Source organism: Alkalibaculum bacchi (genome assembly GCF_003317055.1).
Classification (GTDB): domain Bacteria; phylum Bacillota; class Clostridia; order Eubacteriales; family Alkalibacteraceae; genus Alkalibaculum; species Alkalibaculum bacchi.
In genome coordinates this window covers 16,642-37,479 of record NZ_QNRX01000025.1, presented here as the reverse complement: position 1 = coordinate 37,479, position 20,838 = coordinate 16,642, and the positions used below count along the sequence as shown (strand labels likewise).

20 protein-coding genes are annotated in these 20,838 nt (G+C 31.0%); all 20 read right to left on the bottom strand.

Annotated elements, in window-relative coordinates; translation table 11 throughout:
* Positions 1-569: 569 nt before the first annotated feature.
* A complete protein-coding gene (locus DES36_RS13710; RefSeq protein ID WP_243135297.1) occupies positions 570-1,022 on the bottom strand; it encodes a VanZ family protein in 453 nt (150 codons plus the stop codon).
* Positions 1,023-1,604: 582 nt separating this feature from the next.
* Positions 1,605-1,736, bottom strand: coding sequence for a hypothetical protein (locus tag DES36_RS15340; protein WP_278278707.1), 132 nt, complete (start codon positions 1,734-1,736; stop codon positions 1,605-1,607).
* 66 nt (positions 1,737-1,802) lie between these two features.
* Positions 1,803-2,585, bottom strand: coding sequence for an REP-associated tyrosine transposase (locus DES36_RS13705; RefSeq protein ID WP_113921783.1), 783 nt, complete (start codon positions 2,583-2,585; stop codon positions 1,803-1,805).
* A 313-nt stretch (positions 2,586-2,898) separates the two neighbouring features.
* Entirely contained in the window at positions 2,899-3,234 is a 336-nt protein-coding gene (locus DES36_RS13700; RefSeq protein WP_148581889.1) for a hypothetical protein, read from the bottom strand.
* A gap of 203 nt (positions 3,235-3,437) precedes the next feature.
* Complete coding sequence (locus DES36_RS14965) at positions 3,438-3,611, bottom strand: hypothetical protein (protein WP_170128331.1); 174 nt, start codon at positions 3,609-3,611, stop codon at positions 3,438-3,440.
* 255 nt (positions 3,612-3,866) lie between these two features.
* A complete protein-coding gene (gene galE, locus DES36_RS13695) occupies positions 3,867-4,814 on the bottom strand; it encodes a UDP-glucose 4-epimerase GalE (protein ID WP_113921781.1) in 948 nt (315 codons plus the stop codon).
* Positions 4,815-4,840: 26 nt separating this feature from the next.
* On the bottom strand, positions 4,841-6,007 hold the full coding sequence (locus DES36_RS13690; RefSeq protein ID WP_113921780.1) for a nucleotide sugar dehydrogenase: 1,167 nt from the start codon (positions 6,005-6,007) through the stop codon (positions 4,841-4,843).
* A gap of 38 nt (positions 6,008-6,045) precedes the next feature.
* Positions 6,046-6,729, bottom strand: a complete 684-nt coding sequence (locus DES36_RS13685) for an acylneuraminate cytidylyltransferase family protein (RefSeq protein ID WP_113921779.1) — start codon at positions 6,727-6,729, stop codon at positions 6,046-6,048.
* Between the two features lies 1 nt (position 6,730).
* Positions 6,731-7,900: a UDP-N-acetylglucosamine 2-epimerase gene (gene neuC / locus DES36_RS13680; protein WP_113921778.1), complete on the bottom strand. Its 1,170-nt coding sequence runs from the start codon at positions 7,898-7,900 to the stop codon at positions 6,731-6,733.
* Complete coding sequence (gene neuB, locus DES36_RS13675) at positions 7,897-8,892, bottom strand: N-acetylneuraminate synthase (protein ID WP_113921777.1); 996 nt, start codon at positions 8,890-8,892, stop codon at positions 7,897-7,899. Before neuB ends, neuC begins: the two co-directional genes overlap by 4 nt.
* Positions 8,889-9,533, bottom strand: a complete 645-nt coding sequence (locus tag DES36_RS13670; RefSeq protein ID WP_113921776.1) for an acetyltransferase — start codon at positions 9,531-9,533, stop codon at positions 8,889-8,891. Before DES36_RS13670 ends, neuB begins: the two co-directional genes overlap by 4 nt.
* Complete coding sequence (locus tag DES36_RS13665; protein WP_113921775.1) at positions 9,530-10,570, bottom strand: sugar phosphate nucleotidyltransferase; 1,041 nt, start codon at positions 10,568-10,570, stop codon at positions 9,530-9,532. Before DES36_RS13665 ends, DES36_RS13670 begins: the two co-directional genes overlap by 4 nt.
* A 28-nt stretch (positions 10,571-10,598) precedes the next feature.
* Positions 10,599-11,768 carry a LegC family aminotransferase gene (locus DES36_RS13660; protein WP_113921774.1) on the bottom strand — a complete coding sequence of 390 codons (1,170 nt, stop codon included), beginning with the start codon at positions 11,766-11,768 and terminating at the stop codon, positions 10,599-10,601.
* Between the two features lie 13 nt (positions 11,769-11,781).
* Complete coding sequence (locus DES36_RS13655; protein ID WP_113921773.1) at positions 11,782-12,903, bottom strand: N-acetyl sugar amidotransferase; 1,122 nt, start codon at positions 12,901-12,903, stop codon at positions 11,782-11,784.
* 17 nt (positions 12,904-12,920) lie between these two features.
* Positions 12,921-13,901 (bottom strand): NAD-dependent 4,6-dehydratase LegB, encoded by a 981-nt coding sequence (locus DES36_RS13650; protein WP_113921772.1) that lies wholly within the window; start codon positions 13,899-13,901, stop codon positions 12,921-12,923.
* A gap of 1 nt (position 13,902) precedes the next feature.
* Positions 13,903-15,660: a hypothetical protein gene (locus DES36_RS13645; RefSeq protein ID WP_113921771.1), complete on the bottom strand. Its 1,758-nt coding sequence runs from the start codon at positions 15,658-15,660 to the stop codon at positions 13,903-13,905.
* Between the two features lie 4 nt (positions 15,661-15,664).
* On the bottom strand, positions 15,665-17,089 hold the full coding sequence (locus tag DES36_RS13640; RefSeq protein ID WP_113921770.1) for an oligosaccharide flippase family protein: 1,425 nt from the start codon (positions 17,087-17,089) through the stop codon (positions 15,665-15,667).
* 3 nt (positions 17,090-17,092) lie between these two features.
* On the bottom strand, positions 17,093-18,214 hold the full coding sequence (locus DES36_RS13635) for a hypothetical protein (protein ID WP_113921769.1): 1,122 nt from the start codon (positions 18,212-18,214) through the stop codon (positions 17,093-17,095).
* Positions 18,215-18,309: 95 nt separating this feature from the next.
* Entirely contained in the window at positions 18,310-19,752 is a 1,443-nt protein-coding gene (locus DES36_RS13630) for a hypothetical protein (protein WP_113921768.1), read from the bottom strand.
* 110 nt (positions 19,753-19,862) lie between these two features.
* Positions 19,863-20,810, bottom strand: coding sequence for a glycosyltransferase family 2 protein (locus tag DES36_RS13625; protein WP_113921767.1), 948 nt, complete (start codon positions 20,808-20,810; stop codon positions 19,863-19,865).
* Between the last annotated feature and the right edge of the window lie 28 nt (positions 20,811-20,838).

Here is a 20,838-nt window from a genome sequence, read left to right as displayed (position 1 = left end):
AGCTCTGGTCTACTGCAATGCACTGAGTGGTCTGTTTTAATGCACTAGGTGGTCTAAATATATGCACTTGTGGTCTGTTTCGAATGCAATACTCATCATAATATGATAATACCCAGTTTCACTTTCCTTCCGCGCCGCTCTTGCCACAACACTCACCTCAGTGAATATATACCACAAAACAAAAGTACAAAACCATAAAATTCTATATTTTACATTCCATAACTCACATTACATATAATAGAGATTATGCTCAATGTCTGGAAATGAAGAGAGGATCAGGTTTGAAAATCTGACCCAAGAAGTCCCTTCTCTGAGACCCATACTAATTAATTGTTTATTATTCATTAACCACGTGGTATATTAATCATGTCTTTTTTTGCTTCTTTTCGATGATGAGCTCCTTGAGCGCAGCGAAGGGATCCTATGACCCTAGAGCCTAACCCGAGCTCCTGCCCCGTCATCCTGGAGCGTAGCGAAGGATCTTAAGACCCAAAAGCTCGCCCTAGCCCCTGCCACAGTCATCCATCCCAGAGCATAGCGAAGGATCCCTACGCACCGACTATGGAAATTCACAATATACGTAATTCTAAATTCTTAATAATGCTATTCAACCCTAGTATCCCTACTAGAGCTCCTGCACTATCAATAATTACATCCTTTACTTCACCACTTCTACCTGGAATATATAACTGATGGACCTCATCACTTATAGCATACAATATACATATAAATAAAGCTACTCTGATAGCTTTAAGTGTGGATACACCACTATTTTTTACACCATTTACCACTAAAGCTCCTAGAACCAAATACGCAAAGAAATGTGCATTTTTCCTGACAATATGATTAAGGCTTCCTAGATTAAACCCAATGTTGGGAGCAATCTTCTCAATGATTTCCGCTATTTTTCTTGTTATATTTGTACTTAATCCATTAGACTCTGCAGCTGGTTGGTGTGATAGATAAAATATCAAAGCCATCCAGAATATTACCAAAGCCCAAGGAAGTATCCTTTTTTTCATCTGTTCAATCATCAACCACCTTAGCTGCTCTATATTTAACTAATTTCAAATATTTCTTATATAAATAGGATAATCTAATCACTATTTTATCCACCAACTTCGTCCTAATATTTTAGCATATAGCTGTAGTGGTTACTATATTATATGAAATAGCCACCAACTATTTATTATCCTATCACATATTCACCGATAGATTACAATGCTTTTCTATTTTTTATTGAATTCTCAATTGTAAATTCTTAATTGCGCATGAAATACACTCGTCACCCTTGAGCGTCAGCGAAGAATCTTTGTAAACTAGCTATTACCAAACAATCTTCCAACTACTTATTATTAACGAGGTACCCTGTTGTGTAGCACTTACGATATGTCAGAATTGTACATTTTCATAATGCTTAATATGCGTAATGTCTGGAATTAAAAAAGAGGATCAGATTTAAAGCCTGACCCTGAAAGTCCTATCCCTGCTGAGTCTCCGTTAATTGTTGAAATACGCCCCCTATTTACCCAAAATTGCTTTTTTAGCTTCTATTTTAACTCACCCCATAACATTACACATGATAATCGCATTAATCCCCACTCTCAAAAATCCAACTTCCTAAATGCATCTTTTATCTCTTCTCCTATTGATGCTTGATCATATTCAATCTTATAAAGTAAATCTGTAATCATATCTTTTAGCTGAGCTATATTAGTAGCAAGAAAGCCGTCCATCTTAGCATTAGATATTTCATAGACCCTGCCCAGTCATCCTAGAGCGGAGGGAAGGATCCCTACAGATTAACTGCGCGCAATACGCAACCTTGCAATCGTACTCGCACTTACCTCCACAAGCCTTGCAATCTTTCTATTAGATAACTTTGACTCCTTCAGTAACCGCAGGATCAACTCATCCTTGTCCCTAAGAAGGCTCTTATCATAGATCCCCTTCTCCAAAAAATACTCCTCTACAATTCTTTGTGCCTTAAACTCTCTTTCTGCTTCAATCTCTTCGCTTAATTCAAGATGTTCCCTGTCATCTTCGTAAGTGTGAAATTTCAAAAAATCATCATTCGAATGAAACCGATCTAACACAAGTTTTTTCTCTATAGGATCAATAAGATAGGGCTTATTCTCTATATACTCCACAATACTACTCCAGCTATAATCCCTTACATCTTGAACCATACGAGCCTTTACAGGATTATTGTGAACGTACCGAATCGCTCCAAACAAATGCTTTTCGTCACATATCACCTGACTTTTATACCGTTCCTGAAACAAAGCCCCAATGCGATTATGTTTCCGATTATAGGACATTGCATAAGTAATATTAACCTTCTTCATAATAGTAATAAGAGCATTCTTCTCACAATGTACAATCATATGTAAATGATTGCTCATAATACAATAAGCAACAATTCGAAACAGCTCTTCATCGGATTTTTGCTGCAATTTCTCATTAAAAATCCTTATAATCATATCCTTCTGAAAAGCATCCTTAAAAATATACTCCTTGTTAATCCCCCGAGTCATAATATGATAATACCCAGTTTCACTTTCCTTCCGCGCCGCTCTTGCCACAACACTCACCTCAGTGAATATATACCACAAAACAAAAGTATAAAACCATAAAATTCTATATTTTATATTTTATAACTCACATTACATATAATAAAAATTGTGCGCAATGTCTGGAAATGAAAAGAGGATCAGGTTTGAAAATTTGACCCAGAAAGTCTCATCCTTGATGAGTGTACTTTCTCCTTTAAATTCTTTGAAAAAACTTCTTATTATATAAGTATCGTAAATATTTACATCAAAATTTGCTTTATTCCACAAATACCTAGTCACCTGGTGTGAGTCAACCTATGAGTCACCTGCTATGTATGTGGGTCTATTTTATAAATCTTACATATTGCTTCAAATCATAGCCATTTTCAGTAATATCAATATAACCTTCATCTTCATAGAATTGGCACACTTTATCAATACGCTTACATTCAATAAGTATAAGCCTTCCACCTACAATGTCTCTAGCACTTCCTATTAAATCATAGCAATCTTGAAGCATCTTTTTACCATTTATAACTGTTTTATCATATTCAGTTGACCTACCAAGTTGTCCTATTAAATACACCACGATATTATTATCATCATCTGCAAGTTTTCCGAGTTTCTGTTTAAGATTTTTTGACATAGTATCTATTATTGGAATTCTTATGGTTTTCAAGGCTAGTGAAAAGAAACCCACCACTTTAAGTTCTTCTGTTTCTTCAAGATGTTTTTCATCAAAATAAACAAAAGTTCTACTTCTATCACGATTTTCAAATTCTACAGCTTTATTTCTTATAAAATCGGTAATATCATCATCTTTGCTACAACAAAAAAGAGAGAACGAATCTCTCTATAAACTCTCATCAATTTCTGATTCAATTAAGCTTTGGAGCGAAGTATATTCAATAATTTTTCTTCTCTCCTTCTCATATCAGAAACTGCATTTTTAGAGTTTATATTTAAAGGTTTAACATCTTTAATACCTTTTTCTAATCGGTCAACGGTCTCTCTTTTTGTTATAGCAAAATCCTTTGAAAATGAAACTGTAGCCATAATATCACCTCTTTCAGCTATATTATCTTTTATTAGTATATAATAGAAAGTATAAAAAATCTAAAACTTTTATTTCTTACTATTAATATACCCAATTATTTTATGGATGTTAATTTTTTTATCAAATTTTATTTATGCTGTACTGCATTGCAAATCGATTCATGAGGTTCATAAAATAACTAGGCTACTGCATAACAATTACTGCACATAATATTTATTATGCGTAATGTTTCCAACTAAAAAAGAGGTCAAAACTTAAAAGCTTGACCTGAAAAACTTGACCCAGAAAGTCCCGTCCCTGGTGAGTCCTTCTCTCTTAGCTTTTTCAGATGATGCTATAAGAACTGCTGGATCTCCAGCTCGTCTCTCTTTAACTTCTGCTGGAATTGGATGTCCAGTTACTTTCCTTGTGGTTTCAATAACTTCTTTAACAGAGTACCCATTACCGTTTCCAAGATTAAAGATGTCACTATTATTTTCTTTTCTCAAATATTCAAGTGCTTTATAGTGAGCCGAAGCAAGGTCCATGACATGTATGTAGTCTCTAACACATGTCCCATCTTCAGTCGGATAGTTATCTCCAAACATGTAAATCTTATCTCGCTTACCAAGTGGTACTTGTAAAATTAATGGAATAAGATGTGTTTCTGGATGATGATCTTCACCTATTTTACCAGTCTCATAAGCTCCTGCAGCATTAAAATATCTAAGCGACACATACTTGGTTCCATAAGCTTGATCAAACCACTTCATCATTTTTTCCATGGCAAGTTTGGTCTCGCCATACGTATTGGTAGGATTAGTTTCATCGCTTTCTAGTATTGGAATATTCTTAGGCTCACCATAAGTTGCAGCAGTAGATGAAAAGACAATCTTATTTACTTTGTTTTCTTTCATAACATCAAGAAGACAAAGCATTCCATAAACATTATTATGATAGTACTCATAAGGCTTTTCCATGCTTTCTCCTACTAAAGAGTTGGCAGCAAAGTGAATTACCGCTTCGATATTATGCTCTTTAAAGACTTTATCTAGTTGCTCTTTATCTCTTAAATCGATATTATAAAGATGATTAACATTAATTGATTCTTCATGTCCACTTTGTAAGTTATCTACAACTATTATTTCTTCGTTTTGCTCTTGAAAATATTTGACTGTATGTGAGCCAATGTATCCTGCTCCTCCTGTTATTAGTATTGGCATATTGGTTGTTTCACCTCCTAAATGATCTAATCCCTACAATATAAATCTCTAGTATATACCTTGTCCTCTACATCTTTAATGTCATTGGACAATCTGTTAGCCACGATCACATCACTAATTTCCTTAAACTCATCAAAATCCTTGATTACTCTAGAATTATAAAAGTTATCATCATCAAGTGCTGGCTCATATACTACTACTTCTATACCTTTAGCCTTAATTCTCTTCATAACACCCTGAATAGCAGACTGTCTAAAGTTGTCTGAGTCAGTCTTCATTGTTAATCTATAAATACCAACAATCTTAGGACTTCTTTTGATAATCATATCTGCTATATGGTCTTTTCTTGTTCTATTAGAATCTACAATTGCTGTCATTATGTTTTGAGGTACATCAGCATAATTTGCAAGAAGCTGTTTTGTATCCTTGGGCAAACAGTATCCCCCATAACCAAATGAAGGGTTATTATAATGAGTTCCGATCCTTGGATCTAAACCAACTCCCTCAATGATTTGTTTGGTGTTAAGTCCTCGTACTTCTGCATATGAATCAAGTTCATTAAAATAGGCCACCCTTAATGCAAGATATGTATTAGCAAATAGTTTAATTGCCTCCGCTTCTGTTGTATCTGTAAATAGTACCGGTATATCTTTCTTGATTGCACCTTCAGCTAATAAATTAGCAAATACTTTTGCTCTCTCAGATTGTTCTCCGACCACGATTCTTGATGGGTATAAGTTATCATAAAGTGCTTTACCTTCTCTTAAGAATTCAGGCGAGAAGATAATATTATCAGTTTCAAACATCTTTCTTACTTTTTTTGTATACCCAACTGGTACAGTAGATTTAATAACCATTACCGCATCTGGATTAATAGATAATACATTTGCTATGACAGCTTCAACATTTCTTGTGTTGAAATAGTTTTTCTCTGGATCATAATTGGTTGGTGTTGAAATAATAACATAGTCAGCTTCTTTATACGCTTTATAGTTATTAGTAGTTGCTGTTAAATTTAATTCTTTAGTTGCTAAATACTCTTCAATCTCTTTATCAATAATAGGGGACTTTTTATTGTTAATCATATCTACTTTTTCTTGGATTACATCTAATGCAATGACTTCATTATGTTGAGCAAGTAGTATCGCATTTGATAATCCAACATAACCTGCTCCCGCTACTGTAATTTTCATTTCACTGTTACCTCCTCTTCATGAATAATGATTAAGATTTAATTCTTTATTAAGACTTCTGCTATAGTAAAATCAATTTGATCATCTATATCAATAGAGTTCTCTTTGTTCATAATAATTGCATAACTTTTTTCAGAATAAATATCTGTAGTTTTCATTAAATAATCTACTTTAATAATATACAAAGCTCCATTAATTCGATAATATGTAGGGATACTTTGTCTAGGCATTGTTACAACTTCAGGCCTTATGAAGTTTCCCATAGAAAGGTCAACTGGTAATGTATTCGCCCATAATGGAGAATGATCCATTTCACAAACTGCAACAACAAAATTAGCTATCTTTTCCCTCATCACTTCATAACCATTAATAATATCTTCCGAAGATCTAAGTGGCGAAGTTGGTTGTAATAGGGCTACTGTGTCAAATTCTATTCCTAAACTCCTATATCTTTCAATAACGTCCTTAACTACTTCCCATGAGGATGCAGTATCATTTGATAATTCTTGTGAACGCAAAAATGGAACCTTTGCCCCCCATTGTTTAGCAACTTCTGCATACTTCTCTGAATCTGTAGATACCATAATCTCATCAAATAACCCTGACTCTTTAGCTGCTTCAATTGAATAGGCTAATAACGGCTTTTCATTTAACATTTTTATATTCTTATCTTTAAGCCCTTTTGATCCTGATCGTGCTGGAATAATTGCTAAGTTTTTCATTTTATTCTACCTCATAATCATAAAACTTTTTCTTAAGGTCAATTTTATCATTCAGAAGATAATCTTTTATTACTTCAACCACCTTATTTGACGTGTCTCCATTTCCATACGGGTTAACTGTTTTTTTTGCTTTCCGAACAAATTCATCACTCAGCGCTAAATTAATAGATTCAGTAATTTCTACTTTCGTCGGTTCACAGTTGATAACACTATCTGCTTGTATTCTTCCTTTTTGTCGGTCTCCGATATTAATTGTAGGAATACCAAAGCTAGGTGCCTCCAGCAACCCACTTGAGGAATTTCCAATAACCATTGAGCAATACTTGAGTGTACTTAGATATCGTCTCATACCAAGTGAAGTAAACGCTGAAATGTTATCATTATCTTGAGCATACTTATCAATTAACTGATTAATAATACGTCCTTCAGCATCAGCATTCGACTTAGTGAAAATAAAACTTAAGTTATTATAATCCTTGCAGACTTCAAGAAGCGACTCAATTTGATTCTTAGAGCTGTTATTTTCAAGTGTTACTGGATGAAATGTAACTACGGCATAAGGTTTTGATAAGTCAATTCTTAATTCTTTCCCAAGTTCTTCTTTTGATAATAGTATTTCATTTAGGATATTCTCAATACCTATTGCCCCAACATTAAGAACTCTACTCGGATGTTCACCTAATTGTATAACTCTATTTCGATATTCATCAGTACTTGTAAAATGTAGATAACTTAGTTTTGTGATTGCATGGCGAATAGACTCGTCTATGGCTCCTTCAGTTGTTTCTCCGCCATATAGATGAGCTATTGGTATTCGCTGATTCATTGCTGTAGTTGCTACTGCCAGTGTTTCATACCTATCGCCAAGTACAATCAACAAATCTGGACTTAGTTTTTCAAAATAATCTGCAAAGCTAATCATTGCAAGTCCCATTGATTTAGAAATTGAGGAAGGTGTGTCCGAGCTCAATAGAATCTCTATTTTCTCATCAATTTTAAAACCATCCTTTTCAATTTCTTGATATGTTAAGCCAAACTCTGGGGAAAGATGCGCTCCAGTAGCCACAATTCTTACATCGAATTCTTTAATAGTATTCAATTTAGAAATAATGGGTTTTAACAAACCATATTCTGCCCTTGTAGCTGTTAGTATACTTATTATTTTCTTCATAATTCTATCAACTCATCTTCTTCAAAATCTCTTGCAGCAACTTTACCTATTACGTCAAACCAACTCATAGGGCTTATGCCATCTCCAGGTCTTTTTATCGTAAGGTTCTCTTCAGTAAAAACCTCACCTGCCTTAATGCCTTTCATTGCGATGATACTCTTACGTGCAACATCCATATTCTTTTTCTCAGATTCAGCCGGTTGTTTCATTCCATCTCCTAGTGCTGATTCTATGTGTCTTATGGAATCCACCATAGCTTTAAGCTCATCAGGCTCTAAACTAGCTTTATGATCAGGTCCTTCCATATTTCTATCTAGGGTAAAATGTTTCTCTATAACTGTAGCACCTAATGCAACAGCTGCAATAGGAACCTCTATTCCTTTGGTATGATCAGAATAACCAACCCGCAAACCAAACTCATCTTTTATTGTAAGCATTGCTTTCAAGTTAACATCATTAAAAGGTGTCGGGTACTCCGTTGTGCAATGAAGGACTGTCAATTCTCCAGCTCCATTATCTTTTAACGCATTAATCGCATTTCTTATATCATCCATAGTACTCATACCTGTGGAAAGTATCACAGGTTTATTAAGTTTAGCAATCTTTATCAGATAAGGAAGATTTGTGATATCGCCTGATGGTATCTTCCATGTACCCATTCCTAATCTATGTAACAAATCAATGCTATCAAAATCAAAAGCAGTAGACATAAACTCAATATCCTTGCTTTTGCAATATTCATTCAATTCCACAAATTCATCAAAAGAAAGTTCAAGTTTTTTAAGCATGTCATATTGAGTCTCTTCTGCTTGTGTTTGTTGCTTTTGATATTCCGCTTTCACTGCATTCTTTGATACTATATTTTTTGAGATGAAGGTCTGAAATTTAACACAGTCAGCGCCTGCATCTTTAGCTTCATTTACTAATTTTTTTGCTAAGTCTAAACTCCCGTTATGATTTACTCCAGCTTCTGCAATTATGAATACACTCAAAGTTTCTTCACCTCCCTGCACGGATTACCATAGGCCATTATACCATCTTCAATATCTCCGAGGACTACACTTCCCATACCAATAATCGAATTAGCTCCGATGTTAACTTGCTGCTTTATCGTAACATTAGAGCCAATATGAGAATTTTCTCCTATTAAGACTCCTCCTCCTAAAACAGCTCCTGGCGCTATATGAGCAAATGCACCAATTTGACAGTCATGTTCAATAATTGTGCCAGAATTAATTATGGCTCCTTTTTTAATAAGACTACCAGCATTAACTAGGCTCTGTTTGCCAATAAAAATGCCTTGTTCAATCTTTGCATACTTACTGACTTTAGCAGAAGAATCAATGATGGATGGGATCTCATAGCCGATTTCACTAAGTATATTATAAAGCTTAACGCGAAGAGATGGACTGCCTATGCTACCCACTGTGACAAAGGCATATTTATAGCCATTATTGAATAAAGCCGGTAAGTCATCGTCACAACCTATCACAGGCACTCCTAAAACTGAACTCCCAATGCTATTTTTCTTATCAATAATACCTACATCTAAATATTTATTTAGTTCAAGAAGACTATCTAATACTGATTTACAATGACCTCCGCCACCAACTAAAAGTATTTTTTTACTCATCTCTCTAACCTTCTTCGCATTTCTTCCATTTCATTGATCTCTCCCATATCCATCCAGCTGTATTCACTTATAGGATAGATTCCAATTTTCTCTCCTTGAGACTTGTAATATTCAATAATATCCGGGAAGCCAATTGCCTTATTCTCCTCAAGTTCCTCTATTACTTTTGGTTCAACAATATACATACCTGTATTTGTAAAAAACGATAATTCAGGTTTTTCCTTCATGTTTTCTATTTCGCCTGTTTCACTAATTTCTATAACCCCATATGGAATTTTTATACTCTTTAAAGAGCAAACCATTGTAATCAATTTCTTTTCCTTCTTATGATAGTTATATATCTTTTCATAATCTTCTTCAATTAAAATATCACAGTTAGATAAAATAAATGTTGAATCAATTTTCCCTTTGAGAAGACTAAGACCTCCACCAGTTCCTAAAGGATTGTCCTCATCAACGTAATTAACTTTATACCCTTTTTCTATTTCATTAAAATATGCTTTTATCATATTCTTCTTGTGGTTTACTACAAGATAAAATTGATTACATCCGTATTGATTAAAGCGATTAATGATATGTTCAACTATTGGTATTTCTCCAATAGGAATCAATGGTTTTGGAAGTATTTTTGTATAAGGGTATAATCGAGTACCGAGTCCACCTGCCATAATAACGACAGGCAATTCTAAATTTCTCTTTTGCTCAACTTCTCCATTATTCCAAAAAATAACAGACAGTATATTCATTTTGTCATCAACAATTGGTAATGCTTCAATGGAATGTTTCTTCATATACTCTCTTGATTTGTTTTTTTCATCCTCATAAAGAAATTTTGGATTATAATTTGCTATATTTTTAACTCTGGCATCAAGATTTCCTTTTTTTAAAATCCATCTTCTGATATCCCCATCTGTTAAAGCAGCCACAAAGTCACCTTTTTTTGTGACAAAAAGTATTTTTGTAGATGTCTTGTCCAACTGTTCCATCGCTTCAATCATTGTAGCTTCTTCATCTATTAAAAACTCTAGGACATCCATTTCTAATACACCTCATTTCATGGATGATTTACATCAACTCTGGATGTTTTAAACAATCTATAACATATCTAGCATCTTCTATAGTAAGGTTAGAACTGCATGGGATATTTACAACCTTCTCTAAATACTTTCTCGCTTTTTCAACCTTATAAGTTTGACTTTCTTCGTAAGGTATTTGATCGCTAATCAGCCCCCATATCGGTCTTGCTTGGATTTGTTTGGTTGCTAAGTACTGAATTATTTGATCTCTATTTAATGCGTATTCTGGTTCTATATATAAAGCATAAAACCAGTAGTTTGGACGAATACTATCCTGAAAATCTAAGATCCTTAATCCTGGTATTTCATGAATTTCATTCTTATATAAATCATAATTATATTTTTTAACCTCAATAAAATCTTCAAGTTGTTCTAATTGTGCAAGTCCTAAAGCAGCTTGAAGATTTGTCATTCGATAATTATAACCTATTTCATCATGAGTATAGTAAAGTTCATCACTTTTAGCTTGTGTGGTTAGATGCTTTGCTCTTTTTAGTAATTCTTCATTATCTGAGACTATCATACCACCACCGCCTGTAGTTAATATCTTATTTCCGTTAAAAGAATATACTCCTACTGTCCCTATAGTTCCAGCATATTTACCTTTATACTTTCCTTCAGTATAGTAGGTTCCAATAGCCTCAGTTGCGTCTTCAATTACCTTAAGATTATATTGGCTCGCAATGTCCATAATTTTTTCCATATCAGCCATATTTCCAAAGACATGGACAACTACTAAAGCTTTGATATGTTTATTTGTTTTATTGTTGATCAGTTTACCGTCATAAAAATTACATTCATTTTGACAGAATTCTAATAGCTTGTGTGCATCCATTGTAAGTGAATCATCACAATCCATAAAAATTGGTTCTGCACCAATATATTTAACTGGATTTACTGCAGCGATAAATGTTAATGTAGGAACTATAACTTCATCATCTCTAATAACATTACAAACTTGAAGTGCTATATGCAATCCGGAAGTTCCATTTTGGCATGAAACTGCTCCCATACAATGTACATATTCAGCAACTTTAGTTTCAAATTCATTTACATAGGGACCACCTGTAGATACCCATTCTGTTTTAACTGCATGAGTTATATATTCTAATTCATTGCCTCTTAAATTTGGAACTGAAAGTGGTATAAACTTATTCATTTTTTCATCCCCTCTAATTTTTGTCTTTCCAGACTGGATTCTTTAATACCCATTCATTATAAATATTTTTCTCAAAAATATCTTTATTGTATAGTTTATCTACAATATTCCAGAATTCTGAGTGACTATATCCTAAGAACTTTGTAAACTCTTCAACACTTCTAGGGTCTAGATTATGATCATGTTTCTTAACCAATTCAATAGCTTCTTCTCTTGTCAATACACCATACCTAATAAATCTTGAGGCATAGTCAGTTGCAATTTGATGACCAAACTTTGGATATTTCAACCATGGATGAACTAAATATGCAGGACTATCTATTTGGTCATAATCTTCTATATGATGGGTCCTGTCCCATTCGTGCGTTAAATCCTTAAACCCTCTTTTCTTAGCTAGGTGATAGTTTGTAACACTATTCCATGGAATAAAATAAGAAACGTACATTGGATCTAATCTGTTTAACTCATCTTTAGAAGGAGCTTTTGTCATTTCTAATACTTTTTCTGTTATGCCATCAAGTTTTAAGAGTTCTTCTAATGGTATATCTGATGCCACACCATTATTTAATTGGTTTCTTGCTGAATATGTCTCTTCGTAATCAGAACCGCCATACTCGAAACTTACATTTTCTCCATAAACCAAAAGAGGTGTATTGAATTTAATAGCCATATGCATAGGAAATGTGTATATTAACCTGTCAATGAACCATGTTGGTTTACCGTATTTTTCAAATGTATATCTCATTAGTTTCTTCTGTGCCTTGCGATCTGGTTTCAAACTGATTATATTACAACCAAATTCTTCTGATATATTTTTTATATTATGTTTACCAGCTTCTGTCATTTCAAAATTATCTTCTACACTGAATAGGATGGGGTTCATTTTCATGACTTCCTTCATTAAATAAACTTGATAATGACTGTCTTTACCTCCGCTTACAGCTATTGCACAATCATATGAAGATCCGTTCATACCTCTATATTTATTACAAAGCATTTCTAATTCTTTATATCGTGCATCCCAATCAATTTCGTTTCTATGTTCATAAGACTGACAAGCTGAACATACTCCTTCATCGTTAAACTTTATTCCTGGTCTCGTATCCGGCATTACACATTTTTTACAGTATCTCATTATAATCCCCCCCAAATTTAGATATTGTAAATATCTATTTTATATTTATCTAAGTTATTTTTAAAGAAATCAATAGTTTCCGCTATCCCTTGTTCAAAAGTATACTTAGGAATCCAATTTGTAAGTCTCTTTATTTTCTCATTAGAACCTAGCAACCTATTAACTTCACTTTTTTCCGGTCTAAGTCTTTGTTCATCACAGATAATTTTAGCATTAGGATTAATCTGATCAATCAATTCTTCAGCCAATTGACCAATTGATATTTCCTGTTGTGTTGCAATATTGATTTCTTCACCTATAGTTGCGGTTGATTTAGCAATTTCAATAAATCCATTTGCAGTGTCCTTAACATAGTTAAAGTCTCTAGTTGGTGTAAGTGAACCAAGTTGTATTTCTTCTTCCCCTGCTAGAAGTTGTGTGATAATTGTTGGAATAACCGCTCTTGCTGACTGACGAGGACCATATGTATTAAAGGGTCTTACTATTGTGATTGGCATGTTAAAGCTTCTATAAAAGGACTCTGCCAACCTATCTGCTCCAATTTTTGTTGCTGAATATGGAGACTGTCCTTGATAAGGATGCTTTTCATCTATAGGAACGTATTGTGCTGTTCCATATACTTCCGATGTGGATGTAATCAAAAGTCTTGATATTTCTAAATCTCTTGCTGCTTGTAATACGTTTAAAGTACCTTTAATATTAGTATCCACATAAGTATCTGGTGAATGATAACTAAATGGTATTGCAATTAATGCTGCAAGATGAAACACTTCATCCATCCCCTTCATAGCTTCTCTTACACCGTTTGGATCTCGCACATCTCCTGTAAAAACTTCTACTTCTTTCATTATTTCTTTTGGTAATGAATCCAACCATCCCCAAGAATTGAAAGAATTATAATATGCAAATGCCTTTACTTTATGGCCCTGTTTTACTAGTTCTTCTGTTAAATGACTTCCAATAAAACCATCTGCGCCTGTTATAAGTATTCTTTTCATATTATCTTCTCCTTGTCAATTTTTCAATCATATATTCTATTCCCAAATATCTAACTAAATGTCTAATATCACCTTCAAAACCGTCTATATCGTATAATTGATGATGATATTTTGATAATTCATTCACTACTAATTGTTTTAAATTATTTAGGTTTTCCTCTTTAAAATTTCCATTGTGTTTTTTGCTTAACATTTTATTAATTTTGATAAAATATTTTTTATACTGAGATTCTAAAATTATTCTTTTAATATTAGGAGGGACTTTTCCACTAATATCTTTTCTTTGGATAGTTCCCTTTTTAGGATTATAAATCCATTCTTTAGTATGAGAATAAATTGGTATTTTAAGTATTTCAGGGTATAAGCATTTTATTACTTTAAGTATTAATTTCGAATTCATTTTTTTATTATAAGGTACATTTAGAATATATTGTAATAAAGAATCCTCAGATAATACTATTGATGAATGCCCATATATGTTCATAAGATTACACATCACTGTATCCGCATTTCTTCTATAATGGTAATGAATTAAACTAAATTTATCTTTGTGAATCATGTTTATATCAATTTCTTCAGCTTGACAAATCGCCGCAAATTTTGAATAGATATAATCATAAATATTCCTTTTTGTATCTTCGTTTACAGGTATATTTTTATTTATATACATTTCAACAAATTGCTGTAAGGTAAAATATTCTGAGCTTATCATATCAATCCATTCAATATTCCTCATCAATTCACCAAAGTAACCAAAAGTTATATAGTCAAACTCTATACACTCAAAACTATCATAAATATTTTTATTTCCTGCATCAGCTATAAATAGTTCGCCAAATTTCTCTAAAGAGTAGTCCCAATCTATGTTAAAAGGAACTTTAGTTTCCCAATTCATCAGACTGAGCTTTAAATCGTAACACTCTGAATACATTTTATTAATCTCTAAATCTCGCACTTTTGTATTAGTTAATTTTGAGTTTCCAATACCATACACTAATTGTGGCTTTACATTATTACTTAAAAATAATGCAGTAAATAGCCTTGAATCTAAGCCTCCAGTAGAACTAATGGTTATATTGGAATAATTTTTAGAAATTACATGAATTATATTTTTTAGGTCTGATAAAAACAAATCAAAGGAACTGGTTTTGCATAACGAATTATTACAATCTAACTTTTTTGTTTGCATTTTATTTAAATTTAGATCTATATGAAAGTACTCATTCCCAAGTAATTTATAAATTCCTTCTATAGGAGTTTTATTACCTATTATAGCATTGTTAAATGAATATTCTAATATATCAAGATAATTAAACTTATTAGTACTTCTTACTTTTCCTAAATGGTAATATGTATTACTAACTAGCCATTCATTATTATCATTGTAATAATATAAATTATAAATAGAATTTTTATCTACAAAGATATATATATCTAATCCTTTCTTAATGATTACTGCATAATTTCCTATCGACACATTTCTAATATTCTCAATATTATATGTACTAAAATCTCTTAAAATCTGTTTAAGAGCACTAATTCCTGTAGCCTGTCTATAAATAATAGTGCCAACTGTACATATAAAATCATTATTTTCTTCATAATAATTACAATAATCGATGGTATTAAGCTTTTTATAAAATAACGCTAATATATTATCTCTATTATATTCAGTAAAATCATTAAATCCATACTGATTAAAATGATTCTTTAGTTCATTTACCTTCATTCTATTATTTCCAATTATAACTTTTGCCATATCATCACCTCTTCATTTGAATTATTGTATTTTTTACATCACAAATCTTGATATCATTTACTTTTATTAAAACTAACATATAAAAAATAGTAACCATTATTTTCATTATCAGATTCAAAATTGATATATCAAATAAAAATAAAAAGGAATAAATTATGGATATCATAGTTACTTTGAACATTTTAACATAATCATACTTTATGTATATTGCTTTATTAGAAAAATATATTGTTGGTATTATTGTTACTATATATGAGATAAGTGTTGCTATAGCTGCACCATACACTCCAAACTTAGGAATTAGTATTGCATTTAAAATTACATTTATTACTGCTGAAGACATCCAAATTATTGACTTAATCTTTCCATATTTCTTAACATAATCCATTGGACAATGAAATATCAGTTTAATTCCATTTAACCCATATGCCATTAAAATTATAATCATTATTCCCAATGAATCCTTATACCTTCGATCTAAGATGAAAATTAATTCTTTTGAAAAAACAATTAAAATAAATATCACAAAAATAAATAGTGTAAACATATAATTCGCAATCTCAATTAATTTAGTATTATTCTTATCATTCTGGTTTGTATAATTATTAAAAACATATGGTACATATGCTTGATTAATGGCATTATAAATTAAATCCGGAATTTGTCCCATTTTATATCCTGTTGAATATAAACCATTTTCATAGGCTCCAATATATCCATAAACCATAAAACGATCAGCAAATGTTACTAACCAAGAAGAAAATCCAGTTGGTAATCTCTGCAACGAAAATGTGATATATTCTTTTATGTCAGTCATTCTAAACTTTATAGTAAAATAGTCTTTAGAGAAATAAATGAACAATATAAAGTAAAATATTGCACTCAATAGTTTAGATAAAGCAAATCCATAAATTTTATCATCGAATTTATTGACAAGAATAATAGTTAAAATAATTGATATAATACCAGCTAATATTGATATTATTGAAATTACTCTTGCCTTTTCCTCAACGTAAAGTAAAGATAATACTAAGTTATAGAATATTAGCAGGTAACTTGATATTAGAAAAAAAGCCATATATGGGAAAAACTCTATCTCTAAAAACCAAAATATTTTTGAATTCATATAAAAAACAAATCCGTATATAATCGTTGATTGAAGAAAAGTATAACAGATAATTGATGAGTACATATTTTTTAATTTTTGAGTATTTTCTTTATAATCATAATAGTATCTAGTTATTGAAGTTTGGATTTGAATTGACGCAATCATACCTAATATGGTTGATATTGTCTGCATTAAATATATATTTCCAAACTCATCTGGCGATATCAGTCGTGTATAATATGGTAAAAGCAAAAATGAAGATGCATTAAGTATAATAGTAGTTAAAAGATATAATGAAGAGTTTTTAATAAATCTTATCAAAGTCTATTGTCCTCCTGATTTACTAGTATTAGTCTTGTCTAATTGAAAAAAACCTATAAAAATAAAATAGTAAATAATACCATCAAATAGTTCTGTGAATGCTAAATCATCAGTAAAAATCCTCATTAAAATCACCAAAAATAACCCAAAGTAAAAATACCTGTTAGTCAAAATAAAATTTAATTGAGTTTTAACAATCAAAAACAAATTTAATAACCATACTATCATTCCAAACTGGGCATGCATATTTATAAATGAGTTATGCGGATTATTATTAAAATAATGTATAATTGGTATATTAATATACTTTGCGCCAAATAAAAAACTTAGTAGATTAGATTTTGCCTCGTCTATATAGCCCGTTATCATCATACTTCTAGGACTTTCAAAGCCCTCATTTTCAAACCTCTTCATAAGAGGTTCTATAAAAAGTGTTCTCATTGTATTATTATTCAACAATAAATACAACAATAATAAAATAATTAAAATAATAAATACTATTTTACTATACATCTTGATTTTTTTTCTTTGATCAGATTTTATATATTCTAAAATAACAACAATAAAAAGGAACGAAAAGGCTAAAGCCCCTGATCGCCCTGTAGCCCATAGAGAAATCAACAACCCTATAAATGATGGAATAATATCAACCTTTTTGTTATTTTGCACGATTGAAATATAGTATAGAATTAACATAAATAGACTATGAAATGTTAACCCATTTCTTGAGCCAATATTAAATACATTATTTGCATTTATACCTGAAACAATAAAATACAAGAATAATATAATAATCGCATATGTAGAATATTTTATTAATTTATAATTAAGCTTGTTTTTTAATAAAGCAAAAGTGATAAAAAACCCTTGGGTTATATAAAAAATTCTAAACATTGAAAAATTCTTAGTATACAATATTGAAATTAGTCCCATAATAAATATAAACATAAAATAAAACAGAATAAATCTAGAATGTTCCCGGCTAATATTATTTTTTGCTGAAGGCACTAAAGCAGCGAGTATAGCCATTGATAAGCATAGCCCTAGAATTAGCCTATTATTCATAGCAGGAAAAAACTTCATAGAAAAATCTATATATGTGAATAATATAATGAAAATTGTCATTCCTATACTCCTTGTTGATTCCTTACTATATTTTAATTTGTATGTTTTTATCTCGCCCATGCTTCTCAACCCTTTTACTTATAATATTTTCATATTTACGAATATTTTTTTAATATATTATCTATCTCTAATAATACATTTGTTAGTGCATCCTTTTCCCAAAAATAATTAATATCAACATCTATATCTGCCTTGTTTTTCAATTGCAATAAATCCTCAATCATCTGATTTGCATTTGAAATCAATAAAGCTAAATTACTTTTTACTAGATCTTGCATATATATTTCGGATTCTCTCGTTTTTAAAATATAGGTCTTTAAGTTAAAAGCTATACCCTCGAATAATGCTGTTGAAATGGCCCCGACTTGAATATTACATATATTAAAATAATGATATATTGAATGTTCATTTCTACAAACCACTTCAATTTTTTCTCTATTTACACTCAGTTCTTTATAGGCTATTTCCCAATTCATGTATTCTTCAGGATGAAGTTTGTAAATTATTTTAAATTCAGTATTATATCTTGACAACTCTTTATATAAAGATATTGCTAGCTCACTTAACACTTTCCCATATAAAGGCTGTGAAATAATTAAAATATTCAGTGTGTTTTTGTTCTTTGAAGTACAACCGTATTTTTCAATTTGATTTTCTATATATGGAAATCCAGTCACGTGAACACTTTCATTTTCTATTGGCCATCGTGCTGTATTTTTCCAAAAATCAGAAAAAACAAAAATGTCCGTAGGAAAAAAAGGTAATTTCTGTTTCATACTAAAATTATATGATATATGCTCTTTTCCAATTATTCCGTGCTGAAGCTCAATAACCGGTATATTTTTGCTATATGCTATCTCATTAACTATCATCCTATTGATCTCATAACTTACAACCTCGATAATCAATTTAGGTTGCAACTTTTTTAGTATCATATTTAGCCATTTTTTTCTATAATGATATCTATAATATTCCCGAGCGATTAAATTTTGCAATTCACTTTGATTGATATTTATATCTAATTTAGAAGATAGTATTTTATATAAGAAATCTACCTCTTTTGTTATTTGATCCATTATTTTCTTATTTCCACCTTTATTAAGGTGCTTTTGAATTACAGCAAATACATTAACAAAATCCATGTATAATAAATTTTTTGTTTGAGTTGGTTTTAAATGGGTTCCTTTATTAAGGAACTCCATAATATATACATCTTTCTCAAGAATCTCAGCTAGTTTATCAGTATAAATACATTCATAGTAACTACCATTTTTTACTCTTCTTTGATGATTTATTATAATAATACTTTTTCTATTTTTCTTTAATAACAGCGGATTATAAATTGTACAGTTTAAAAAGATACCTAAATAGTCCTTCAATCTCATAAATTCCATAACATTATTATTCTGTTTAAAGTCACGGCTTAGAGAATCGATAGAAAACCTAATATACCCCCAATAGTAAAAATCATTGATTTTCCTGGATAATAAATCATGCTCCTCTTCAATTTGTAATAATATATCTGTAATTGTATCCAATTTATACCTCCAATTTATAGGTTTGATGCTACGATAACCAATCTATTATTTAATTTTGAATCTCTCGAAATAGTCACTTACACCCTTTTGTTAAAATTTTTTGGGATAATTTAAACATTAAACTTTTTACGCAGCATTAAAGCATACTTATAATTTCCAATTATAGATAGAAATAAAAAAGCAACCCCTTTTAATGTAAGTTTAGATTTTAAAGCCTTAGAAGAATATTTCGTTGCAATTCTTCTTGAACCATTCCTCATTGCTAAGTTTGCAATCGCAAGAAAATAATTCTTCTGTTGAATATTTCTTTCATATGATGACAATCTTTCGAATAATTCAGCATATTTTTTTTTAAGATAATAATAGGTTTCTTCATATTTTTCTGTTCTTTTGGATATCTGCATTTTATTTGTATAATTGTAATATTTAATACAAGAATCTTTAACAATTCCTACTTTTGTATATTGACATATTCTTATCCATAAATCATAGTCTTGCAGAGCCATTAAATTCTCATCAAACATACCACTTTTAGCAAAGATTTCTTTTTTTACCATTACTGTAGAAGTTGTCCCTATGTAATTTTTCATCAATATATCTTTAGATATATCGCCTTCCAATTCTGGCTTAACAACGTATGAATATCCTTCATTCACATATATTGAAGTTAATCCAGTGTATACAAGTCCAATTCTATTGTCTGCCTTGATTACATTTAATTGTTTTTCCAATTTATCTTTTTCCCAAATATCATCATCATCAAGAAAGGCTACATAATCTCCTATAGACGCTTCAATACCTTTGTTTCTTGCATAATTACCATTTCTAGATGGATTATAAGAGATATATTTAATTCTATGGTCATTATTAAAGTTTTTTTTCATATAGTCATCGGTTCCATCAGTTGAACCATCAGATACTACTATAATTTCAATATCTTTTATCGTTTGTTCTTGAGCACTTTTTATTGCTCTTCCTAATAGATTAACTCTATTATGAGTTGGTATTACAACACTTATCATTTTTCCTTCCCCCACATTACCTCTAATTCTATTCATTTAGATTATTTATTCAGAAAAATCCATA

Coding starts and splice junctions, on each gene's coding strand:
- DES36_RS13710 (WP_243135297.1), bottom strand. CDS start 1,022: ATGAAAAAAAGGATACTTCCTTGGGCTTTGGTAATATTCTGGATGGCT.
- DES36_RS15340 (WP_278278707.1), bottom strand. CDS start 1,736: ATGGACGGCTTTCTTGCTACTAATATAGCTCAGCTAAAAGATATGATT.
- DES36_RS14965 (WP_170128331.1), bottom strand. CDS start 3,611: ATGGCTACAGTTTCATTTTCAAAGGATTTTGCTATAACAAAAAGAGAG.
- galE (WP_113921781.1), bottom strand. CDS start 4,814: ATGCCAATACTAATAACAGGAGGAGCAGGATACATTGGCTCACATACA.
- DES36_RS13690 (WP_113921780.1), bottom strand. CDS start 6,007: ATGAAAATTACAGTAGCGGGAGCAGGTTATGTTGGATTATCAAATGCG.
- DES36_RS13685 (WP_113921779.1), bottom strand. CDS start 6,729: ATGAAAAACTTAGCAATTATTCCAGCACGATCAGGATCAAAAGGGCTT.
- neuC (WP_113921778.1), bottom strand. CDS start 7,900: ATGAAGAAAATAATAAGTATACTAACAGCTACAAGGGCAGAATATGGT.
- DES36_RS13670 (WP_113921776.1), bottom strand. CDS start 9,533: ATGAGTAAAAAAATACTTTTAGTTGGTGGCGGAGGTCATTGTAAATCA.
- DES36_RS13665 (WP_113921775.1), bottom strand. CDS start 10,570: ATGGATGTCCTAGAGTTTTTAATAGATGAAGAAGCTACAATGATTGAA.
- DES36_RS13660 (WP_113921774.1), bottom strand. CDS start 11,768: ATGAATAAGTTTATACCACTTTCAGTTCCAAATTTAAGAGGCAATGAA.
- DES36_RS13655 (WP_113921773.1), bottom strand. CDS start 12,903: ATGAGATACTGTAAAAAATGTGTAATGCCGGATACGAGACCAGGAATA.
- DES36_RS13650 (WP_113921772.1), bottom strand. CDS start 13,901: ATGAAAAGAATACTTATAACAGGCGCAGATGGTTTTATTGGAAGTCAT.
- DES36_RS13645 (WP_113921771.1), bottom strand. CDS start 15,660: ATGGCAAAAGTTATAATTGGAAATAATAGAATGAAGGTAAATGAACTA.
- DES36_RS13635 (WP_113921769.1), bottom strand. CDS start 18,214: ATGACAATTTTCATTATATTATTCACATATATAGATTTTTCTATGAAG.
- DES36_RS13625 (WP_113921767.1), bottom strand. CDS start 20,810: ATGAATAGAATTAGAGGTAATGTGGGGGAAGGAAAAATGATAAGTGTT.